Origin of the sequence: Arthrobacter silviterrae, assembly GCF_011045165.1 — a bacterium.
GTDB classification, from domain to species: Bacteria; Actinomycetota; Actinomycetes; order Actinomycetales; family Micrococcaceae; genus Specibacter; species Specibacter silviterrae.
Window position 1 is genome coordinate 108,775 of record NZ_JAAKZI010000001.1, and the last position, 19,606, is coordinate 128,380.

General features: G+C 66.2%; 19 protein-coding genes. 3 read left to right on the forward strand and 16 right to left on the reverse strand.

The window, feature by feature from the left end:
• Positions 1–32 precede the first annotated feature (32 nt).
• Both dxr and G6N77_RS00535 read right to left on the reverse strand, forming a co-directional pair.
• On the reverse strand, positions 33–1,247 hold the full coding sequence (gene dxr / locus G6N77_RS00530) for a 1-deoxy-D-xylulose-5-phosphate reductoisomerase (protein WP_165180048.1): 1,215 nt from the start codon (positions 1,245–1,247) through the stop codon (positions 33–35).
• 94 nt (positions 1,248–1,341) lie between these two features.
• Entirely contained in the window at positions 1,342–1,839 is a 498-nt protein-coding gene (locus tag G6N77_RS00535; RefSeq protein ID WP_165180049.1) for a MarR family winged helix-turn-helix transcriptional regulator, read from the reverse strand.
• 126 nt (positions 1,840–1,965) lie between these two features.
• Here G6N77_RS00535 and G6N77_RS00540 point away from each other — a divergent pair, with 126 nt between their 5' ends.
• The gene (locus G6N77_RS00540; RefSeq protein WP_165180050.1) at positions 1,966–2,541 is read left to right on the forward strand and encodes an NADPH-dependent FMN reductase; all 576 of its coding nucleotides are present in this window, start codon (positions 1,966–1,968) and stop codon (positions 2,539–2,541) included.
• Positions 2,542–2,694: 153 nt separating this feature from the next.
• On the opposite strand, the gene G6N77_RS20245 is transcribed toward G6N77_RS00540, so the two are convergent.
• From G6N77_RS20245 to G6N77_RS00580, 8 genes are all read right to left on the reverse strand, one after another.
• Positions 2,695–3,060: an endonuclease domain-containing protein gene (locus tag G6N77_RS20245; protein WP_306987464.1), complete on the reverse strand. Its 366-nt coding sequence runs from the start codon at positions 3,058–3,060 to the stop codon at positions 2,695–2,697.
• Between the two features lie 759 nt (positions 3,061–3,819).
• On the reverse strand, positions 3,820–4,629 hold the full coding sequence (locus tag G6N77_RS00550; RefSeq protein WP_165180052.1) for an HpcH/HpaI aldolase/citrate lyase family protein: 810 nt from the start codon (positions 4,627–4,629) through the stop codon (positions 3,820–3,822).
• 82 nt (positions 4,630–4,711) lie between these two features.
• Entirely contained in the window at positions 4,712–5,191 is a 480-nt protein-coding gene (locus G6N77_RS00555) for a MaoC family dehydratase (protein ID WP_165180053.1), read from the reverse strand.
• Entirely contained in the window at positions 5,188–5,841 is a 654-nt protein-coding gene (locus G6N77_RS00560) for a CoA transferase subunit B (RefSeq protein ID WP_165180211.1), read from the reverse strand. Before G6N77_RS00560 ends, G6N77_RS00555 begins: the two co-directional genes overlap by 4 nt.
• Before the next feature lie 2 nt (positions 5,842–5,843).
• Entirely contained in the window at positions 5,844–6,632 is a 789-nt protein-coding gene (locus tag G6N77_RS00565; RefSeq protein ID WP_165180054.1) for a CoA transferase subunit A, read from the reverse strand.
• A 52-nt stretch (positions 6,633–6,684) separates the two neighbouring features.
• A complete protein-coding gene (locus G6N77_RS00570; protein ID WP_165180055.1) occupies positions 6,685–7,848 on the reverse strand; it encodes an acyl-CoA dehydrogenase family protein in 1,164 nt (387 codons plus the stop codon).
• A 2-nt stretch (positions 7,849–7,850) separates the two neighbouring features.
• On the reverse strand, positions 7,851–10,112 hold the full coding sequence (locus G6N77_RS00575) for an acetyl/propionyl/methylcrotonyl-CoA carboxylase subunit alpha (protein ID WP_165180056.1): 2,262 nt from the start codon (positions 10,110–10,112) through the stop codon (positions 7,851–7,853).
• Positions 10,113–10,119: 7 nt separating this feature from the next.
• Positions 10,120–11,727, reverse strand: a complete 1,608-nt coding sequence (locus G6N77_RS00580; RefSeq protein ID WP_165180057.1) for a carboxyl transferase domain-containing protein — start codon at positions 11,725–11,727, stop codon at positions 10,120–10,122.
• A gap of 146 nt (positions 11,728–11,873) precedes the next feature.
• Here G6N77_RS00580 and G6N77_RS00585 point away from each other — a divergent pair, with 146 nt between their 5' ends.
• A complete protein-coding gene (locus tag G6N77_RS00585) occupies positions 11,874–12,482 on the forward strand; it encodes an SACE_7040 family transcriptional regulator (RefSeq protein WP_165180058.1) in 609 nt (202 codons plus the stop codon).
• Between the two features lie 145 nt (positions 12,483–12,627).
• On the opposite strand, the gene G6N77_RS00590 is transcribed toward G6N77_RS00585, so the two are convergent.
• From G6N77_RS00590 to pdhA, 4 genes are all read right to left on the reverse strand, one after another.
• Positions 12,628–12,996: an SPW repeat protein gene (locus G6N77_RS00590; protein ID WP_165180059.1), complete on the reverse strand. Its 369-nt coding sequence runs from the start codon at positions 12,994–12,996 to the stop codon at positions 12,628–12,630.
• Between the two features lie 116 nt (positions 12,997–13,112).
• Positions 13,113–14,498: a dihydrolipoamide acetyltransferase family protein gene (locus G6N77_RS00595; protein ID WP_165180060.1), complete on the reverse strand. Its 1,386-nt coding sequence runs from the start codon at positions 14,496–14,498 to the stop codon at positions 13,113–13,115.
• 5 nt (positions 14,499–14,503) lie between these two features.
• Complete coding sequence (locus G6N77_RS00600) at positions 14,504–15,514, reverse strand: alpha-ketoacid dehydrogenase subunit beta (RefSeq protein WP_165180061.1); 1,011 nt, start codon at positions 15,512–15,514, stop codon at positions 14,504–14,506.
• Positions 15,511–16,647 carry a pyruvate dehydrogenase (acetyl-transferring) E1 component subunit alpha gene (pdhA, locus tag G6N77_RS00605; RefSeq protein WP_165180062.1) on the reverse strand — a complete coding sequence of 379 codons (1,137 nt, stop codon included), beginning with the start codon at positions 16,645–16,647 and terminating at the stop codon, positions 15,511–15,513. The genes G6N77_RS00600 and pdhA overlap by 4 nt, the downstream gene beginning before the upstream one ends.
• A gap of 236 nt (positions 16,648–16,883) precedes the next feature.
• Between pdhA and G6N77_RS00610 the strand changes: the two genes are divergently transcribed.
• Positions 16,884–17,354 (forward strand): Lrp/AsnC family transcriptional regulator, encoded by a 471-nt coding sequence (locus tag G6N77_RS00610; protein ID WP_165180063.1) that lies wholly within the window; start codon positions 16,884–16,886, stop codon positions 17,352–17,354.
• Positions 17,355–17,472: 118 nt separating this feature from the next.
• On the opposite strand, the gene G6N77_RS00615 is transcribed toward G6N77_RS00610, so the two are convergent.
• Both G6N77_RS00615 and G6N77_RS00620 read right to left on the reverse strand, forming a co-directional pair.
• Positions 17,473–19,086 carry a solute symporter family protein gene (locus G6N77_RS00615; protein WP_165180212.1) on the reverse strand — a complete coding sequence of 538 codons (1,614 nt, stop codon included), beginning with the start codon at positions 19,084–19,086 and terminating at the stop codon, positions 17,473–17,475.
• Between the two features lie 39 nt (positions 19,087–19,125).
• The gene (locus tag G6N77_RS00620; protein ID WP_165180213.1) at positions 19,126–19,497 is read right to left on the reverse strand and encodes a DUF485 domain-containing protein; all 372 of its coding nucleotides are present in this window, start codon (positions 19,495–19,497) and stop codon (positions 19,126–19,128) included.
• Between the last annotated feature and the right edge of the window lie 109 nt (positions 19,498–19,606).

The window sequence follows — 19,606 nt, forward strand, 5'->3', positions numbered from 1 at the left end:
AGGCGCGCAAGCTGATGTCCGCCCGAACCAGTTCAGCCCCTGGCGGCCAGCAGCTCGTTGGCGCGTGCCCGTGCCCATGTTTCAGCATCCAGCACGGACTGAAGCGTCAGCTGCGAATCCGGTGTATGTTCACTGAGAACCTGGGCAATGGTGTCCACAATGTCCAGGAAAGCTATGGTCCCGGCATGAAAGGCATGCACCGCTTCCTCATTCGCGGCGTTGTAGACGGCCGGGCAGGTGCCCCCGCGGCGCGCCGCATCCTTGGCCAGTTCGACCGCGGGGAAGGCGGCGTTGTCCAGCGGCTCAAACGTCCAGGTGGCGGCCTTCGTCCAGTCGCATGCCTGCGCGGCGCCGGGAACGCGTTCGGGCCAGCCCAAACCGAGGGCGATGGGCAGGCGCATGTCCGGCGGCGAGCACTGGGCCAGTGTGGAGCCGTCGGTGAACTGCACCATCGAGTGGACCACGGACTGCGGATGCACCACGGCTTCAATGCGGTCCAGCGGCACGTCAAAGAGCAGGTGCGCCTCAATAACTTCCAGGCCCTTGTTGACCAAGGTGGCGGAATTGGTGGTGACCATGGGGCCCATGTCCCAGGTGGGGTGCCTGAGGGCCTGCTCCGGGGTGACCTCCGCCAGCTCGGCACGGCTCCGCCCGCGGAACGGCCCGCCGGACGCGGTGACAATGAGCTTCTCCACCTCCCCTGCGCTGCCCGAGCGCAGGGCCTGGGCCAGGGCGGAATGTTCGGAATCCACGGGCACCAGCTGCCCCGGGGAAGCAGCATCCTTGACCAGCTGCCCGCCCACGATGAGCGACTCCTTGTTGGCCAGCGCCAGGATGGCCGTGGTACCCAGGGCCGCCAACGTGGGGTCCAGGCCAATGGAGCCGGTGATGCCATTGAGGACCACGTCGGCGGCATCCGCCGTGCCGGCACCCCAGGCCGCGATGGCAGTCGAGGCACCGGGGCCGGTGAGTATTTCCGGCATCCACTCCCCCAACCCGGCCGCAGCGGCACGGGAGGCAAGCAGCGCACGGAGGGGGCCGGCGTCGTCCGCGGCAATTCCCACCGCCAGGACCCTAAGGTGCACGGCCTGTTCGGCCAGCAGTTCCAGGTTGCCGCCACCGGCACTCAGGGCAGTGACGGTGAAGCGCGGGGAGCCGTCCGGGAGCGTGGCCCGGCCGACGACGTCCAGCGCCTGGGTGCCGATGGAACCGGTGGAGCCAAGGAGAATTACTTTGCGATGCTGCATGCTTCCAGTATTCCCCACCTGCTCCCCGAGCCTCGTTCCTCGGCCCGGGGCCCCTCGCAGGCGGGGGCCTACCCAAGCACTCCCTCGCTGGAAACTACCAGAGGCCTTTCTCTACGGCTGCGGTGCGGATCTTTTGCAGGGAGACCCGCAGCTGTGCCAATTCCTCGGGCGTGAGGGGGTCGAAAATGGCCTCACGGACCAGGGTCACATGTCCCGGTGCCGCGGCGCGGACGGTGTCCCAGCCCGCACCCGTGAGGGAGATGTCCTGGCCGCGCCCATCGTCGCTGGCGGCACAGCGGGTCACCAGGCCCTTGCATTCCATCCGTCGCAGCAGGTGTGAAACGCGCGACTTTTCCCATTCCAGCAAAGCTGCCAGGTCTCCGGACCGGACTCCGTCGGGGGGCGCTTCGGACACCGCGGCAAGCACGGCATATTCCACGCCGGAGACGCCGGAATCCTGGCTGAGCTGCCGGTCGATGGCGCGCGGCAGCCCCGAGGCGAATTCGCGCAGCTCCAGCCACAGGTGCTGTTCCTCGATGGAGAGCCACCTGGGTTCACACGGCTCAGCATCGCCTTCACAGGGCCCCGACATGATCCACCTCACATTTTCTTCACGTTGTTGACATGTCAATTATTGCGGTCCATGATGGAGACAGCAAATTTTAGTTGACACGTCATCCAATTTTGGGACGGTCACAGGGATGTACAGGAGAGCACCATGACGAAGATTGCCATCATCACCGGTTCCACCCGCCCCGGACGCATCAACAAGGGCGTTGCGGAGTGGGTGCTGGCCCAGGCCCAGCTCCGCGGCGATGCCGACTACGAACTGGTCGACATCGCGGACTTCAAGCTCCCCGTATTGGACGAGGCCTACCCCGCCGGTTTCCAGAACTACCAGAATGACCACACCAAGGCCTGGGCTGCCAAGATTGCCGAGTTCGACGGCTACATTTTCGTCACCGGCGAATACAACCACTCGGTCCAGCCCGCCCTCGCCAACGCCATCTCCTACCTCAACGTGGAGTTCAACAACAAGGCTGCCGGGCTTGTAGGCTACGGTTCGGCGTTTGGCGTCCGCGCCGTCGAGCACCTGCGCGGCATCTTGTCGGAGCTTCAGGTGGCCCATGTTCAGAAGACTGGCATGTTCTCCCTGTTCACCGACTTTGAGAACTTCTCCACCTTCAAGCCAACCGAGCTGCAGGCCGCGTCCCTGGCTCCCATGCTCGACCAGCTGGTGCCGTGGACCCGCGCCCTGCAGTCCGTTCGTGAAGAGGCCATGGCCGCCGCCTAACCACCAACAGGACGCTCCCTCACTTTTCGCGGCCCTCCGCCCGACGCTCCCTCAGGATTCGCGGGATTGTGCAGGACGCTCCCTCAGGATTCGCGGCCCTCCGCCCGACGCTCCCTCGACGTTCTGGGGGCGTCCTGTTTTTCCGCGGCACGGTCAAGTCCCGGACGCGAACCCGGAGGCGATTGTGGGGTCGATCCACGCACTCCTGAGCGCCTGCTTGATCTTGCGCACGGCTTGGTCGAATCCGTCCGCCAAATCTTCGTTGGTGAATGTAAGTACTGTCCAGCCGGCAGCTTCGAATGCCTTGTCCCGGCGCCGGTCGCTGTGCCGCTGCAAGGCGTCCAAGTGGTGGGCCCCGTCGTATTGCAGCGCAATCCGCCTGGCACGGTATCCGGCGTCGGCCGATGGTGCCGTTGGGCTGTTCCAGAGCTTGAGCTGCAAGTCCGGCTCCGGCAGGCCGCCGTCGAGCATGGCCAGGCGCAAGAGGGTTTCCGGGCCGGAATCTGCGCCCACACGCATTAGTTCGAGCGCTTCCCTGGCCCGAACGACTCCCTGCAAGTTGCCGTGCCGCTGAACCATTTCCCGGAGGGAGGCGAGGGTGGCAAATGGCTCACTGCGGTCTTCGAACTCCGGCCGCGGGATCCTGACGAGCTGATCACCGATGCAGATCAGGTCCCTCAATGGCAATGTTCGGGTGAGGTCAAGCCAGGTGCGGGCCCTTGTGCTGATCCGCAGCTGACCGGCATTTTCCACTTCATCAGGAAATGCAACCACAGTGTGACCGGTGATGCCCTTCCTTCGGACCTCAGGCAATCGTCTGGGCTTGGACAGGTGCAGTTCGTCTGATTCTGCCAACCACGGAGGCAGGATGAGGCCTTGCAGTCGGGCTGCTGTGGAATGTGAAATCCAAGCCCCCGGGGTGGCCGCACAGAGTGCCCGGGCAGCTTCCAGCAAGTCAAAGTCCCATTCCGCCGGGCGGAAGAGTCCGTGGCTGACATTAGCGAAGGACTTGCCTCTCAATTGTGCCGGCGTGAGCCCGGCAGCCCGTGCCTCGTCAAGGGTAAAAGGGGCAGTGGTCCCGGGGAGTTCGTCGTTGGTCTCCATGTTCTCATGATGGCCCAGAAACAGACTTGCCGCAGAAGTTATCCACAGGCTGGCATTGCAGCCCGGGGTTATCTTGGTTGACACCGCAAAACGTGAGGGAGCATCACCAGAAAGACCGCAAAAGGTGAAGGAGCGTCACCAAGGAACACCGCAAAACGTGAGGGAGCGTCTGAATCAGGGGGTGGCGCGGCGGAGGGTTTCCCTTGCGTGCTTCAGGATGGGCCCGTCCACCATCTGACCGTTGAACGCGAAAACGCCCGTTCCGGCAGCGTCCGCGGCAGCCAGCAGCTCCCGGGCAGCCTCGACGGCTTCCGGGGAGGGACGGTATGCCTCCCTGATCACGGCCACCTGCGATGGGTGAATGCTTGCCTTGGCGCCAAAGCCGCTGGCGACGGCGTCCTCCGCCTCTTCCGCCAAGCCCGCCAAATCCTTGAAATCGGCGTAAATGGAATCGATGGCCAGCTTGCCCGCCGCGCCGGCCGCCAACAGCAGCTGCGAGCGCGCATGGGTCGCCACCGCACGGTAGCTCCCGGCTCTTGGCCCGCTGCCGAAACGGCTGGAGGTGCCGCCCAGGGATGCAACGAGGTCCTCGGCGCCCCACATCAGGCCCACCACATTGCGCAATTGGGCCAGGCGCGGCGCGGCGAGGATGCCCGCCGCGGTTTCACACAGCGCCACCACGTTGAAATCCGTGAGCGAGGCAATGACGTCGACGTCCGACGCCTTGGCCACCATGATGGTGCGGAAATTGCTCCGTTCGACGGCGGCAAGGTCCAAATGTGAATCACGGGTGTCCAAGGCGTTGATCCGCACCATGGTGGTTGCCGGGTCCAGCGTGCAGCGGAGCATGTTCTCACGTGCCTGCGCCTTGGCCTCCGGGGCGACGGCGTCCTCCAGGTCCAGGATGACGGCGTCGGAACGCTCGGCGGCCTTGGCGAAGCGTTCCGGCCGGTCCGCGGGGGCGAACAGCAGGGCCGGCCCCATGGCGAGGGCAGTGGTCGGGACGTTGATGGCGGTCTCCTTCGGGTGGCGGGTGGCGGCGTGCTGCCGGCAGCGGGGTCCGGCGCTACTGGGCGGGCTTGAGCCAGAACAGAGCGGTGCGGCTGGCCCTGCCCACCACCACGCCGTCCTGGTTCCGTCCCGTGTGTTCCATGGTGACAATACCCTGCCCGGGGCGCGAGGCGGAGAGGCGCTTCTCCGTCACCACGGTTTCCGTGTACAGCGTGTCGCCGTGGAACAGGGGGTGGGGGAAAGAGATGTCCGTCATGCCCAGCTGCGCCACAATGGTGCCTTGGGTCAGCTGCGCCACCGACTGCCCCACCATGGTGGCCAGCGTAAACATGGAGTTGACCAGCCGCTGCCCAAACGGCTGCGTGGCACTCCAGGCTGCGTCCAGGTGAAGCGCCTGGGTGTTCATCGTCATGGTGGTGAACAGGACGTTGTCCGTTTCCGTCATGGTCCTCCCCGGCTTGTGTTCATACACGACGCCGGTCTCCAGCTCCTCGTAATAGAGCCCCCTTTGCGTGACCACCCTGGCGCCGCTCATACGGCGTCCAGGTCGTGCATCTCGAGGTTGAGCGGGGCGCCCGTGGCGGCCACGATCTCCTCCACCGTGACACCCGGCGCGAGTTCCTTCAGGACCAGGCCGTCCGGGGTGACCTCGATGACGGCCAGGTCGGTGACGATCAGGTCCACGCAACCCTTGCCGGTCAGCGGCAGTGTGCAGCTTTCCAGGATCTTGGGGTTTCCGGCCTTGTCCGTGTGATCCATCATGACGATCAGCTTCTTGGCGCCAAAGACCAGGTCCATGGCGCCGCCCATGCCCTTGACCATCTTGCCGGGGATCATCCAGTTGGCGAGGTCGCCGTTTTGGGCCACCTGCATAGCACCGAGCACGGCAACGTCCACATGGCCGCCGCGCACCATGCCAAAGGAGGTGGCAGAGTCAAAGAAAGCCGCCCCCTTGTTGACCGTGACGGTTTCCTTCCCTGCGTTGATCAGGTCCGGGTCCACGTCCTCGTCAAGCGGGTAGGGGCCGGTGCCGAGGATTCCGTTCTCCGAGTGCAGCACCACTTCCACGCCATCGGGGATGAAGTTCGGGATCAAGGTGGGCATGCCGATGCCCAGGTTCACGTACTGCCCGTTGTGCAGTTCCTGCGCCACCCGTGCAGCCAGTTCATTGCGCGAAAGTGCCATGGTCATGCCTCCTTGGTTTCGACAGTCTCAACCACCGTGACTGTGCGCTTTTCAATGCGCTTCTCGCTGCCGGGCGTGCCTGCCGGGATGTGGACCACGCGCTGGACGAAGATGCCGGGGACGTGGACATGTTCCGGGTCAAGCTCCCCCGGTTCCACCAGTTCCTCCACTTCGGCGATGGTGATTTTCCCGGCCATGGCGCACAAGGGGTTGAAGTTCATGGCGGTGGCGTGGAAGACAAGGTTGCCGTGGCGGTCGCCCTTCCAGGCGTGGACCAGCGCGAAATCGGGGGTGAGGGATTCCTCCAGGACAAAGTCAGCCCCGCCGAAGGTACGCACCTCCTTGGGTTCGGACGCGATCGCGACACCGCCGGCGCCATCGTACTTGCGGGGCAGGCCGCCCTCGGAGACCTGGGTGCCCACGCCGGCCGCGGTGTAGAAGGCAGGGATCCCGGCGCCGCCGGCCCGCAGCTTCTCGGCGAGGGTGCCCTGAGGGGTCAGTTCCACCTCAAGTTCGCCGGCAAGGAACTGGCGGGCAAATTCCTTGTTTTCACCCACGTAGGAGGAGATGGTGCGGCGGATCCGGCCGTCGGTGAGCAGCACGCCCAGCCCCCAGTCGTCCACGCCGCAATTGTTGGAGATGGTTTCCAGTTCATGTGTGCCGGCGTCGTGCAGGGCTTGGATCAAGGCCACGGGTATGCCGCACAGCCCAAACCCGCCCACCGCCAGGGACGCGCCATTGTGGATGTCATGGACGGCGGCGGCAGCGGAAGCAACCACTTTGTTAATCATCGCTAGTACCTTTCATTGTGTCCGGGTCTGAACAGCTTCGGCCATCGGGGACCTACAGGCCAAGTTCGCGGGCTATCAGCATCAGCTGGACCTCCGTGGTCCCCTCCCCCACCTCCAGGATCTTTGAATCCCGGTAGTGTCGGGCCACGGGGAATTCGTTGATGAAGCCGTAGCCGCCGAACACCTGGGTGGCGTCGCGGGCATTGTCCATGGCTGCCTCACTGGCCACCATCTTGGCAATCGCGGCCTCCGTCTTGAACGGCTTGCCTGCCAGCATGCGGGCGGCGGCGTCGTAGTACGCAAGGCGGGCGGTGTGGGCGCGGGTCTGCATGCGGGCGATCTTGAAGGAGACGCCCTGGTAATGGCCGATGTTGTGGCCGAAGGCGGTGCGCTCCTTGGCGTAGCGCACGGCCTCGTCCACGCAGCCCTGCGCCGTGCCGGTGGCGAGCGCGGCAATGGCGATGCGGCCCTCGTCCAGGATGGAGAGGAAGTTCGCATAGCCACGGCCCCTGACTCCGATCAGGTTTTCCTCCGGCACATGGACGTCCACCATGGTCAGGGGGTGGGTGTCGGAGGCATTCCAGCCCACCTTGTTGTAGGGCTTTTCCACCGTGAACCCCGGGGTGCCGTTGGGGACCAGGATGGTGGTGATTTCCTTCTTGATGGAGCCGTTGGCCCGCTGGGAGGTGCCGGTGACCGCCGTCATGGTGACGAACTTGGTGATGTCCGTGCCGGAGTTGGTGATGAACTGCTTGTGGCCGTCAATGATCCACTCGCCGTTCTCAAGCCGCGCCTTGGTGGTGGTCCCCCCGGCGTCCGAACCGGCGTCGGGCTCGGTCAGGCCAAAGCCGGCCAGCGAGGTTCCGGCGGCCAGCGACGGCAGCCATTGCTGCTTTTGGGCTTCCGTGCCAAAACGGTAGACGGGCATGGCGCCCAGGGAGACGCCGGCCTCCAGTGTGATGGCGACGGACTGGTCCACCCGGCCCAGCTGCTCCAGGGCCAGAGCCAGGGCGAAGTAGTCCCCGCCCATTCCGCCGTATTCCTCCGGGAACGGCAGCCCGAAGAGGCCCAGCTCGCCCATCTGGGCCACCACCTCGTAGGGGAAGCTGTGTTCCTCGTCGTGTTTGGCGGACACGGGGGCCACCACGTTGTCGGCAAAGTCCCTGACGGTGTCGCTCAGGTCCTGGTATTCGTCGTTGAGCTCGAAGTTTGGCACGGTCATTCCCCTTCAGGGCTTGTTGTTGAATTGTCGTCTGCCGGCGCGTCCGGGACAATAGTGGCCACAATCTGGTCGGCCTTGACCAGCGCGCCGACTGCCACGCCTATGTGCACCGTCCCGGCCATGGGCGCCACAATCTGGTGCTCCATCTTCATGGCCTCCACGGCCAGCAGCACCGTCCCGGCCTCGGCCCGGTCCCCCGTTTTGGCGTTGACCACGGTGACGGTGCCCGGCATGGGGCTGCGCAGCTGCGGATCCACCGCGGCGTCCGCGCGCTCAAGCCCGGCCAGCATCCGCGCCGTTGCGGCATCCCGGTCGAGCTGCTGCAGCCCCACACTCCAGCCGCCGCTGCCTAGGAACACGGTGTCCCCGGCCACGCCCACGCTGTAGCCGCCAAACGAGCCGGACACGTCCTGGGCCGTCTGGCCCAGCCCGGCGACATGCACGACGCCGGTTCCTTCCGCGCCGCTGTCACCCTGCGGTCCGCTGACCGTCACCACCCCGGTGCGCCCGGGTGCGGCCCACGAAGACCGCCACGATGCCGGATCGCCCAGCCGCCATCCGTCCGTGCGCGCCCACGGAGATGCGGGCGGCTGCGGACTTGAGGCGGCGGAGCCGGTGTTCCCTCGGGCGCTTTCCGACCAATCGACCGCGGGCGGCCTCGGTCTCCCTGACGCGCCCTCCGGGAACACCGGCTCCTCCGCCGATCCGTTCGCGGGCGGAGCCGGTGTTCCTGTAGGCGGCGTAAAGGAGACGCCAAAGGCCGCCTGCGGCCGACGCGTCGGATAGCCGCCGAAGGAATGCCGGTCCGCACGCACGACCAGCGCGGCAGCGGCGTACTCGGCGGCGGCGACGGTGCGGAACTCCATGTCCGGCAGCTTGCGTTCAATCAGGTTCGTGTCGAGCCGGCCGGCCCGGACGTCGGGGTCGGCCAGGAGGAGGCGGAGGTATTCGACGTTGGTGGGGATGCCCAGGACCACGTAGTCGGCGAGGGCGGCGTCGAGTCGGTCCAATGCCTGGGTCCGGTCTGCCCCCCAGGCGATGACCTTGGCCAGCATGGGGTCGTAGTTGGCGGACACTTCCAGTCCGGCCAGGAGCGAGCTGTCGACCCGCACGCCGGGCCGGGCGCCCACCGATTCATCGAGTGCCACCACGGTTCCGGTGGCTGGCAGGAATCCCTCGGCCGGGCTTTCGGCATACACGCGGGCCTCGACGGCGTGCCCCTCCAGGGTGACGTCTGGCTGGGCAAAGTCGAGCTTCTCCCCCGCGGCGATGCGCACCTGCCATTCCACCAGGTCGAGGGCTTCACCGTTGGCGCGGACCACCATTTCGGTGACGGGGTGCTCCACCTGCAGCCGGGTGTTCATCTCCATGAAGAAGAACTCGTCCGGCCGGTCGTCCGAGACGAGGAACTCCACCGTCCCGGCACCCGTGTAGTTGACGCTGGCGGCCGCGGCGCACGCGGCGGCCCCGATGCGCGCGCGGACGGCTTCGCCGTCGGCCAGGCCGGACAGCAGGGGCGAGGGCGCCTCTTCAATCACCTTTTGGTGGCGGCGCTGCAGTGAGCATTCACGTTCACCGAGGTGGATGACATTGCCGTAGCTGTCCCCGAGGATCTGCACCTCAATGTGCCGCGGGGTGGAGACCAGCCGCTCCAGGAACAGGGTGTCGTCGCCGAAAGAGCTGGCGGCCACGCGCCGCGCGGTGGCCAGGGTGGCTGGCAGTTCCGCCGCGGCAAACACGGCGTGCATGCCCTTGCCGCCCCCGCCCGCGGACGGCTTGATGAGCAGCGGGTAGCCAATGCCGGCCGCGGCGGCGATCAGCTCAGCGTCAGTCAGGCCCGGTTCGGAGATGCCCGGGACCACGGGCACGCCGGCGGCCGCCACATGGTTCTTGGAGCGGATCTTGTCCCCCATGACGTTCAGCGCCTCGACGTTGGGGCCGATGAACGTGATCCCCGCGTCCGCGAGGGCCTGGGCAAAGGCCAGGTTTTCGGACAGGAAGCCGTAACCGGGGTGGACGGCCTGTGCGCCGGATGCGCGGCAGGCCTGCACGACGGCGGCAATGTTGAGGTAGCTTTCGGACGCGGCGGCGGGACCGATGCACAGCGCTTCGTCTGCCTCGCGCACGTGGCGGGCGCCGGCGTCGGCCTCTGAATAGACGGCCACGGAACGGATGCCGAGCGTGCGCAGGGTGCGGATCACGCGGCAGGCGATTTCACCGCGGTTGGCCACCAGGACGGTGTCAAACAAGGGTTTCACGGGTGGCTCACATTCTGAAGAGGCCGAAGGAGGTGTCCGGCAAAGGGGTCCGGGCGCAGACGTCCAGGGCAAGGCCCAGCACGGTGCGGGTGTCCGCGGGGTCGATCACGCCGTCGTCCCAGAGCCTGGCGCTGGAATAGTAGGGGCTGCCCTGGTCTTCGTACTGGGCCTTGATGGGGGCCTTGAACGCTTCCTCGGCCTCGACGGACCATTCCTCGCCGCGGCGCTCGTGCTGGTCGCGCTTGACGGTGGCCAACACGGAGGAGGCCTGGTTGCCACCCATGACGGAGATGCGCGCGGCCGGCCACATCCACAGGAACCGGGGGCTGTAGGCGCGCCCGCACATGGAGTAGTTGCCGGCGCCGAAGGAACCGCCCACAATGACCGTCAGCTTGGGCACGCGGGCGGTGGCCACCGCGGTGACCATCTTGGCACCGTGCTTGGCAATGCCGCCCTGCTCGTAGTCCTTGCCCACCATGAAGCCGTTGAGGTTTTGCAGGAAGATTAGCGGTATCCCGCGCTGGTCGCACAGCTCGATGAAGTGGGCGCCCTTGAGCGCGGATTCGCTGAACAGCACCCCGTTGTTGGCCACAATGCCCACGGGGTGGCCGTGCAGCCTGGCGAAACCGGTGACGAGGGTGGTGCCGTAGTTCTTCTTGAATTCGTGGAAGCGGCTGCCGTCCACAAGGCGGGCAATGACCTCGCGGATGTCGTAGGGCGTGTTCAGGTCCGTGGGCACTGCCCCGTACAGCTCCGCCGGATCCGCTACCGGTTCCTCGGCGGGCTCCACGTCCCAGGCGGGCTTCGGGTCCGGCGGGAGGGTGCCCACGATGTCGCGGACTATCTGCAACGCGTGCTGGTCATTTTCGGCCAGGTGGTCCACCACCCCCGAAATGCGTGCGTGGACGTCCCCGCCGCCCAGTTCTTCGGCAGTGACAATCTCCCCGATGGCGGCCTTCACCAGCGGCGGGCCGCCCAGGAAGATGGTGCCCTGGTTGCGCACAATCACGGTTTCATCGCTCATGGCGGGCACGTAGGCGCCGCCGGCCGTGCAGGAGCCCATGACGGAGGCGATCTGCGGGATCTTGCGGGCGGACATTTGGGCCTGGTTGAAGAAGATCCGGCCAAAGTGCTCCTTGTCCGGGAAAACCTCGTCCTGCTTGGGCAAAAAGGCGCCGCCGGAATCCACCAGGTAGATGCAGGGCAGCCGGTTTTCCAGCGCAATCTCCTGCGCCCGCAGGTGCTTCTTGACCGTCAGCGGGTAGTACGTGCCGCCCTTGACCGTGGCGTCGTTGCAAACCACCACCACGTGGCGGCCCCGGACCACCCCGATGCCGGCGATGACCCCGGCGCCCGGGGACGCGCCGTCGTACATGCCGTTTGCCGCCAGGGGTGCGATCTCCAGGAAGGGGCTGCCGTCGTCGAGCAGGCTGTCCACGCGGTCGCGGGGCAACAGCTTTCCGCGGGCCACGTGGCGCTCACGTGATTTTGCCGGCCCGCCCAGCGCCGTGGTGCGCAGGTGCTCGCGCAGTTCCGCCACGAGCGTGCGCTGGGCGGCGTCGTTGCGCGCGAATGCTTCCCCGGCTGGGTCCAGCCGGCTGTGCAAAGTCTCCATTGACTCCCCATCCGTTTCCCGGCGGCAGGCGCCTTGGGGGCCCTTACGTCAACCGAATCATCATGCTAAGTTAATAATCACTAACTGAGTTTCAGGTTATCCCGTGAATTCTGTGATGTCCAGCAAAGCCCCGAACAAGGAACACAATGAGTGAGTCACCAGCCCCCACCCGCACCCAGGCAAAGGCCAACCGGCGAACGGTGCTGCTGGACTCCGCGGCGGCGCTGTTTGCCCAGCGGGGCTTCAACGGGGTGTCCCTCGAGGACCTGGGCGCCGCCGCCGGGGTGAGCGGGCCGGCCGTGTACCGCCACTTCAGCGGCAAGCAGGCACTGCTGGGGGCGCTGCTGGTGGGTGTGAGCGAGGACCTGCTGGCCGGAGGACGCGCCGTCCTTGCCGAAGGGCTCGACGACGGCGGCGCGCTGCGCGAGCTGGTCGCCTTCCACGTGGACTTTGCCCTCACCAAACCCGACGTGATCCGCGTGCAGGACCGCGACTTTGACAGCCTCAGCGAGGGCGACCAGCGCCAGGTGCGCTCCCTGCAGCGGGGCTATGTGGAGCTGTGGGTGGACGTGCTGGGCCGGCTCTACCCCGACAGGGACACCCCCCTGCGGCGGCTGCAGGCCCATGCCGTATTTGGCCTGATCAACTCCACCCCGCACAGCGTCCAGGTGCACGGCCGGCGCGCGGGGGCAGCCTTTGCCCGCCCCGTGCTGCAACAACTGGCACTGAATGCGCTGGCGGGCAGCGCGCACTGAAGCCCCGCGGACGAAAAAGCCCGCAATAGCGCAACCGGCCCGCAATAAGGGCCGGGAACCCGCGGGGCGGGTTTTCGACCTTGATTGCGGGCCGGTTGCCGTGGGCCGGCTGCCCCTCACGGGGCGGCCCATGGTTGCAGGGAACTTAGTGGGCCGGCAGCCCCTTGTCGTGGCCAACCGTGTGCTCGCGCATGCTGGGCTGAACGGCCAGCACTCCGGCGATCAGCGCAACGGCGCCTGCGATCCACGAGGTCCATGCTGCGCCCATGTGTCCGGAGTATCCGGCCAGCCACGGGGAGATGAACAGCAAGGCCCCAAGGACCATTTGGACCCATTCTGCGACCGGTGTCCCGGGGCTCATGAGGTTCCAGACGCCTGCAGCAATCAAGAGGACGCCGCACCCGATCATCATGACCATGGAACTGGCCTGCTGGGTTGTCCACATCGTCGACAACGCAGCATAGAGGCCTGCCACCACAGCAACGTAATCTTGCCAGCGGTTCCACTTCTTCATCGATACCAACCTCCTTACAAGGTGGCTCCCAAAGTGGGGGTCACTACAAATATACGTCCGTCCGTGCAGCTATTCCAGAGTCCCAAGGTTGCAGTGGGGCACCATTCCCGGCACCCCTACGAGAGTGCCAGGGCCATGGCCGGATCGGCCATGACGGCACCCACGTCGGCCAGGAAGCGGGAGCCCTGTTCGCCGTCCACCAGGCGGTGGTCGAAGGACAGGCTCAAGGTCATCACCTGGCGCAGCGCAATGCCTCCCTGGTACTCCCACGGCGTGTTCCGCACGGCCCCCAGGGCCAGGATTCCGGCCTCCCCGGGGTTCAGGATGGGCGTGCCCGCGTCGATGCCGAACACCCCGATGTTGGTGATGGAGAAGGTGCCCCCTGCCAGGTCCTGCGGCGGCGTCTTGCCCGAGCGGGCGGTTGCGGACAGCCCGCGGATGGCCTCGGCGAGCCCATGCATGCCCAGCGCCTGCGCGTCCTTGATGTTGGGCACTATCAGCCCGCGCGGGGTGGCGGCGGCAATGCCCAGGTTCACGTAGTTCATGGTGACGATTTCCTGCGCTGCCTCATCCCACCGCGAGTTGAGCGAGGGCTGGCGGGCAATGCCGATGCACACGGCCTTGGCGGCCAGGGTCAGCGGCGTGAGCTTGACGTCCGCAAACGCCCGGGACCCCCTCAGCCTGGCCAAAAATTCCATGCCGGCAGTCACATCGACCGTCAGGAACTCTGTCACGTGCGGTGCCGTAAACGCGCTGTGCACCATGGCTGCGGCCGTAAACTTCCGGACCCCCTTGATGGGCGTGCGCACTTCCCGTGCAGCATCTCCCGCCGTTCGTGCCGGCAGGACCGACGACGCCGGCACCGCCACCGGTGTCCCGGCACCGTGGGGCTGGTCCCCGGCAAAGGCGACGACGTCCCCGCGGGTGATCAGGCCGCGCTCCCCCGAGCCAGCCAGCAACTCCAGGTTGATGCCCATGTCACGGGCCAGCTTCCGCACGGGAGGCGTGGAGCGCGGCCTGTCGGCCTGCACCCTTGCCGACGGCGCAGGCGGGGTTTCCGGCAGGACGGCCGGCAGGACGGCGGGCAGCCCGGCGGGCGCACTTGCGGCCACGGTGGTGGTGGTTGTCGTGGCCGGAGCGCCGGCAAATGCACGGGCGCGGCGCGCGGGCCGCGAGGACGACTCCGGATCTGCCCCGTACCCGACGAGCGTGGGCACCCTCTTTTGCGGCGCCTCGGCGTCTGGACCGCTGGCGCCGGCGGCACCCTCGACCTCAAACGCGATGATGACCTCGCCCACCTCGACGGTTGTCCCGGGCTCGTGCGTGATGGCGGTAACGGTGCCGGCGAACGGCGACGGCAGTTCCACCACGGCTTTTGCCGTTTCAACTTCGCCGATGACCTGGTTGAGGGCAACCGTGTCGCCGACGGCCACATGCCAGGCGACAATTTCCGATTCGGTGAGCCCTTCACCCAGATCCGGGAGCCGGAATTCTTCGATCATGGTGGTCATCCTTCCAGCCCGCTCAGGGAGTTGGGGCGGCCCAGGACACGGTCTACGCCGTCGAGGATCCTGTCGAGGTCGGGCAGGTGGTGCTTTTCGAGCTTGGATGGCGGGTACGGGATGTCGAAGCCGGTGACCCGCACGGGGGCAGCCTCGAGGTAGTTGAAGCACCGTTCGGTGACGGCGGCGACGATTTCCGCACCCAGGCCGAGCGTTTCGGATGCCTCGTGGGTGACCACCAGGCGCCCTGTCCGCCGCACGGACTCCACGATGGGGGCGTAGTCAATGGGTGAGAGCGAACGCAGGTCGATCACCTCCAGGCTGACGCCGTCGTCGGCCGCGGCCTTGGCGGCGTCGAGGGCGGTGGGGACCAGCGGGCCGTAGGCGACCAGGGTGGCGTCCGTACCGGCAGAGACCACGCGGGCGGCACCCATGGCGGGCGCTCGTGAGAGGTCGGCGTCCAGGTCCACCTCGCCCTTGCTGTGGTAGCGGCGCTTGGGCTCGAAGAACAGGACCGGGTCGTCGCACGCGATGGCCTGGCGCAGCATGGTGTACGCGTCCTGGGGGTTGGAGGCGCTGATGACCCGCAGTCCGGAGGTGTGCACAAAGTACGCTTCGGGCGACTCGGAGTGGTGTTCCGGTGAGCCGATGCCGCCGCCGAAGGGGACGCGGATGGTCAGCGGCATGGTGACCTTGCCGTGGGTCCGCACGTGCAGCTTGGCCACCTGCGAGACGATTTGGTCGAAGCCCGGGTAGATGAAGCCGTCAAACTGGATTTCACAGACGGGGCGGTAGCCGCGGTACGCCAGCCCGACTGCCGTGCCGATGATGGCCGATTCGGCCAGGGGCGTGTCAATGACCCGGTGCGAGCCGAAGTCCTTCATGAGGCCGTCGGTGACCCGGAAGACGCCGCCCAGCGTGCCGATGTCCTCGCCGAGCAGCACCACCTTGGGATCGTCCTCCATGGACTTGCGCAGCCCGGCGTTGATGGCCTGTGTGAGAGTCAGCTTGCTCATGACCGGCTTCCTTCCAGCGTGGTGGTGGCAGATTCAGTGGCGGCAAAGCCGGCCAGGTACCGCGCGAAGTGGTCGCGCTGGCGGTCCAGGATGGCATGGTCGCCGGTGTAGACATTGTCGAAGAGTGCCATGGGGTCCGGGTCGGGGAGGTTGATGCAACCGGCGCGGAGCTCCGCGGCCACGGCGTCAGCCTGCCCGGCAATCTCAGCCTCACGGCCGGCGTCGAGCTTGCCGCGGGCGGTCAGCAGTGCGCGGACCCGGGCGATGGGGTCCTTGGCGCCCCATTCCTCCAGTTCCGTGACGCCGCGGTAGCGGGTGGGGTCGTCGGCGGTGGTGTGGGCGCCCATGCGGTAGGTGACGGCCTCGATGAAGCTGGGGCCGCCGCCGCTGCGGGCGCGGGCGCCGGCCCAGCGGGTTGCGGCCAGCACGGCGAGCACGTCATTGCCGTCCACGCGCAGGCTGGGGATGCCGTAGCCGGGTGCCCGGCCGGCGATCGGTGAGTGAGCCTGCAGGCCCACGGGCTCGGAGATGGCCCAGTGGTTGTTCTGGCAGAAGAAGATGACGGGCGCCTGGAAGCTGGCGGCAAAAACCATGGATTCGTGGACGTCGCCCTGGCTCGTGGCGCCGTCGCCGAGGTAGGCGATGGAGAGGGATTCCTTGCCGTCCATGGTCAGTCCCATGGCATAGCCGGTGGCGTGCAGCGTTTGCGCGCCAATGATGATCTGCGGGGTGGCCATGTTGAATTCATGCGGGTCCCAGCCGGTGTTGGCTGTGCCGCGCCAGGTACTCATGATGCCGGCCAGGTCTGCGCCGCGGCAGTAGGCGACGCCGTTTTCACGGTAGGTGGGGAAGATGAAGTCGTCCTCTTCCAGCGCCCGAACGGAGCCGATCTGCGAGGCCTCCTGGCCCAGCATGGGCGGCCACAGGGCAAGCTGCCCCTGGCGCTGGAGGGCGGTGGCCTCCGTGTCGATGCGCCGGATCACCACCATGTCCCGGTACAGCTGGACCAGCTGTTCGTCACTGACGTCTGCCACGAAGGGTGAAAGGACCTCGTCGGCATGAAGGGTGCCGTCGGCGGCAATAATTTGGTGAATCCCGGGCTGTGGCCCGCTGTCGGATGATGTATCCAGCACGGCAGAAACGCCTCCTTGGTGATTGCCACGGGTTCGGCCCCCTGGCAATGAGTCAGTGCATCGGGTAAACGCAGGCTCAACGGCCGGCGACGAAGATTATCCGCGCGCGGCAGGATGGCGTCATTGCCGCCCTTAGATGTGAGACTACTCACAGCACGCAGACGGCGCAATGTGTCCTAAGAATATTGATCATTCTGCCTTATATTGCCGCCACTGACCGTGCTAATCTGCGCATTATGCATACTTTGGACGGAACAGACGCCCGCATCCTCCTGGCCATGGTGGAGGACCCCCGGCAAACCGTGGTGGCCATGGCCGCCAAGCTGGGGCTGTCCCGCAACACGGTGCAGGCCCGGATGGCCTCCTTGGAGAAACGGCACGCCTTTTTGGCCTTCGACCACCGCATCAGCCCGGCCGCACTGGGGTACCCCCTCACGGCCTTCATTTCGGTCCACGTGCAGCAGCAGAAACTGGGCGCCCTGGCCGTGTCCCTGGCCGGGATCCCGGAAGTGCTTGAAGCCCACGGGCTCAGCGGGCGCGCGGACCTGCTGGTGCGCGTGGTGTCCACGGGAGCCGAGGATCTTTTCCGCATCAACGGGAAAATCCTGGCATGCGACGGCGTGGAGCGCACGGAAACGTCCCTGGCCATGAACGAGCTGGTCCCGTTCCGCCTCACTCCCCTGCTGGAACGCCGCCTGCGGCCCTGAAGGTCGCGGCAATCCCACCACCAGCTCCCTGCCGGGGACGGCACCCAAGGCCGGACGACGGCGAAAGGCCCCGTCCGGCGTCGTGCTTCGACGCGGAACGGGGCCTTTTCGCGGCGGATCAGTGTTCGACGGCCTTTTCGGCGCCAACACCGGTCAACGAACGGACTTCCATTTCAGCCTGGATGCGGGGATCCTCGGTCCCCTTGTCCAGCACGGTCCCCAGCCAGCCCAGGAAGAACGCGAGCGGGATTGAGATGATGCCGGGGTTGGCGAGCGGGAACCAGTCAAAGCTTGCTCCCGGAATCATGGCCTTCGGGCTGCCGGAAACCACCGGGGAGAACGTGATCAGGATGATGGCCGCGGCAAGGCCCCCGTACATGCTCCACAGGGCGCCCTGGGTGGTGAACTTCTTCCAGAACAGCGAGTACACGATGGTGGGCAGGTTCGCGGACGCGGCAATGGCGAAGGCGAGTGCCACCAGGAAAGCGATGTTCTGGCCATTGGCCAAAATGCCGCCCGCAATGGCAACCAGGCCAATCACGACCACCGTGCGGCGTGCCACCTTGACTTCCATTTCCGGCTTGGGCTCGCCCTTGACAATGACGTTGGAGTAGATGTCGTGGGCAAAGGAAGCCGCCGCGGTGATGGTCAGGCCGGCCACCACGGCCAGGATGGTGGCGAAGGCGACTGCTGAGATGAAGCCGAGCAGGATGGGCCCGCCGATGACAAAGGCAAGCAGTGGCGCCGCAGCGTTCACGCCTCCGGGTGCCGCGAGGATTTCCTTCTTGCCGATCAGCGCGCCGGCACCGTAGCCGAGCACCAGGGTGAAGATGTAGAAGATGCCGATGAGCCAGATGGCCCACACCACGGACTTGCGGGCCTCCTTGGCAGTGGGCACCGTGTAGAAGCGCATCAGCACGTGCGGCAGGGCCGCCGTGCCGAGGACTAGCGCCAGGGCCAGCGAAATGAAGTCAAGCGGCGCCTTGCCGTAGGCCGCGCCGGGGTTCAGCAGGGCCGCGCCGGCGCCGCCTTCATTGATGGAGGTCTGGACGGCCGCATCCATGAGCGTGGTCAGGTTGAAGCCGTTCATGGCCAGCACAATGATTGTCATGATGGCTGCACCAATCACCAACAGGCAGGCCTTGATGATCTGCACCCAGGTGGTGCCCTTCATGCCGCCGATCAGTACGTACACGATCATGAGCACGCCAACCACGGCAATGACGATGCCCTGGCCGGTCTTGTTGTTGTTGTCCAGGCCAAGGAGCAGCGAGACCAGCCCGCCGGCACCGGCCATCTGGGCCAGCAGGTAGAAGAAGCAGACCACCAGGGTGGTGGTGGCCGCGGCGATGCGGACCGGGCGCTGCTTGAGGCGGAAGGAGAGCACGTCCGCCATGGTGAACTTGCCGGTGTTGCGGAGCAGTTCCGCCACGAGCAGCAGTGCCACGAGCCAAGCCACGAGGAAGCCGATCGAATACAGGAAGCCGTCGTAGCCGTTGATGGCGATGGCGCCGGTGATGCCCAGGAAGGATGCGGCGGAGAGGTAGTCGCCGGCAATGGCGGTGCCGTTCTGCCCGCCCGAGAAGGAGCGCCCGGCCGCGTAGTAGTCGGCGGCGGTCTTGTTGTTGCGGCTGGCGCGGAAGACCACCACCATGGTGACACCCACGAAGAGGATAAAGATCAGGATGTTGACCCAGGACGTGTCCTTGGTTTGCTCCCCCAGTGACTTCATGGGGGCCAGGGCGGTGAGTGCAGAGGACAGGTTCACCGGTTATACCTCTTCCTTGGTGGTCTGGGCGGCAAGGATCTGCGACTCGAGGCGGGTCCGGATCTTGGCGGCCTTCGGGTCGAGCTTGTTGTTGGCATACGTGACATACCAGGTGGTGATGCCGAAGGTGGTGACGAACTGCAGCAGGCCCATGACCAGTCCGATGTTGATGGACCCCCATACCTTGATGGACATGAAGTCGTGTGCATAGGCGGCCAGCAGGACGTATGCGAAGTACCAGAGCAGGAAGCCGACGGCCACCGGGAAAACAAAGTTGCGGTGCGTCTTGCGAAGGTCCTGGAACTCCTCCGAATTCTGGACTTCGACAAAATCCACCGTTGGATCTTCTTGGCTTGCTTGGGCAGGATTACCCATCATTCCTCCTTGCGAGATGTGATCCCTTTCACTATGGGGTGCCGTGGCTCACAATTTCCCCGGCTGGCAGGTGTCCCGCGCTGAACGGCATGGGCGCTGCGCCGAACGG

Excerpts from the sequence above, each read along its gene's own strand:
- dxr (WP_165180048.1), bottom strand. The coding sequence starts at position 1,247 with ATGCAGCATCGCAAAGTAATTCTCCTTGGCTCCACCGGTTCCATCGGC.
- G6N77_RS00535 (WP_165180049.1), bottom strand. The coding sequence starts at position 1,839 with ATGTCGGGGCCCTGTGAAGGCGATGCTGAGCCGTGTGAACCCAGGTGG.
- G6N77_RS00540 (WP_165180050.1), top strand. The coding sequence starts at position 1,966 with ATGACGAAGATTGCCATCATCACCGGTTCCACCCGCCCCGGACGCATC.
- G6N77_RS20245 (WP_306987464.1), bottom strand. The coding sequence starts at position 3,060 with ATGCGTGTGGGCGCAGATTCCGGCCCGGAAACCCTCTTGCGCCTGGCC.
- G6N77_RS00550 (WP_165180052.1), bottom strand. The coding sequence starts at position 4,629 with ATGGGGCCGGCCCTGCTGTTCGCCCCCGCGGACCGGCCGGAACGCTTC.
- G6N77_RS00555 (WP_165180053.1), bottom strand. The coding sequence starts at position 5,191 with ATGAGCGGCGCCAGGGTGGTCACGCAAAGGGGGCTCTATTACGAGGAG.
- G6N77_RS00560 (WP_165180211.1), bottom strand. The coding sequence starts at position 5,841 with ATGGCACTTTCGCGCAATGAACTGGCTGCACGGGTGGCGCAGGAACTG.
- G6N77_RS00565 (WP_165180054.1), bottom strand. The coding sequence starts at position 6,632 with ATGATTAACAAAGTGGTTGCTTCCGCTGCCGCCGCCGTCCATGACATC.
- G6N77_RS00580 (WP_165180057.1), bottom strand. The coding sequence starts at position 11,727 with ATGGAGACTTTGCACAGCCGGCTGGACCCAGCCGGGGAAGCATTCGCG.
- G6N77_RS00585 (WP_165180058.1), top strand. The coding sequence starts at position 11,874 with ATGAGTGAGTCACCAGCCCCCACCCGCACCCAGGCAAAGGCCAACCGG.
- G6N77_RS00590 (WP_165180059.1), bottom strand. The coding sequence starts at position 12,996 with ATGAAGAAGTGGAACCGCTGGCAAGATTACGTTGCTGTGGTGGCAGGC.
- G6N77_RS00595 (WP_165180060.1), bottom strand. The coding sequence starts at position 14,498 with ATGATCGAAGAATTCCGGCTCCCGGATCTGGGTGAAGGGCTCACCGAA.
- G6N77_RS00600 (WP_165180061.1), bottom strand. The coding sequence starts at position 15,514 with ATGAGCAAGCTGACTCTCACACAGGCCATCAACGCCGGGCTGCGCAAG.
- G6N77_RS00610 (WP_165180063.1), top strand. The coding sequence starts at position 16,884 with ATGCATACTTTGGACGGAACAGACGCCCGCATCCTCCTGGCCATGGTG.
- G6N77_RS00615 (WP_165180212.1), bottom strand. The coding sequence starts at position 19,086 with ATGAAGTCACTGGGGGAGCAAACCAAGGACACGTCCTGGGTCAACATC.
- G6N77_RS00620 (WP_165180213.1), bottom strand. The coding sequence starts at position 19,497 with ATGGGTAATCCTGCCCAAGCAAGCCAAGAAGATCCAACGGTGGATTTT.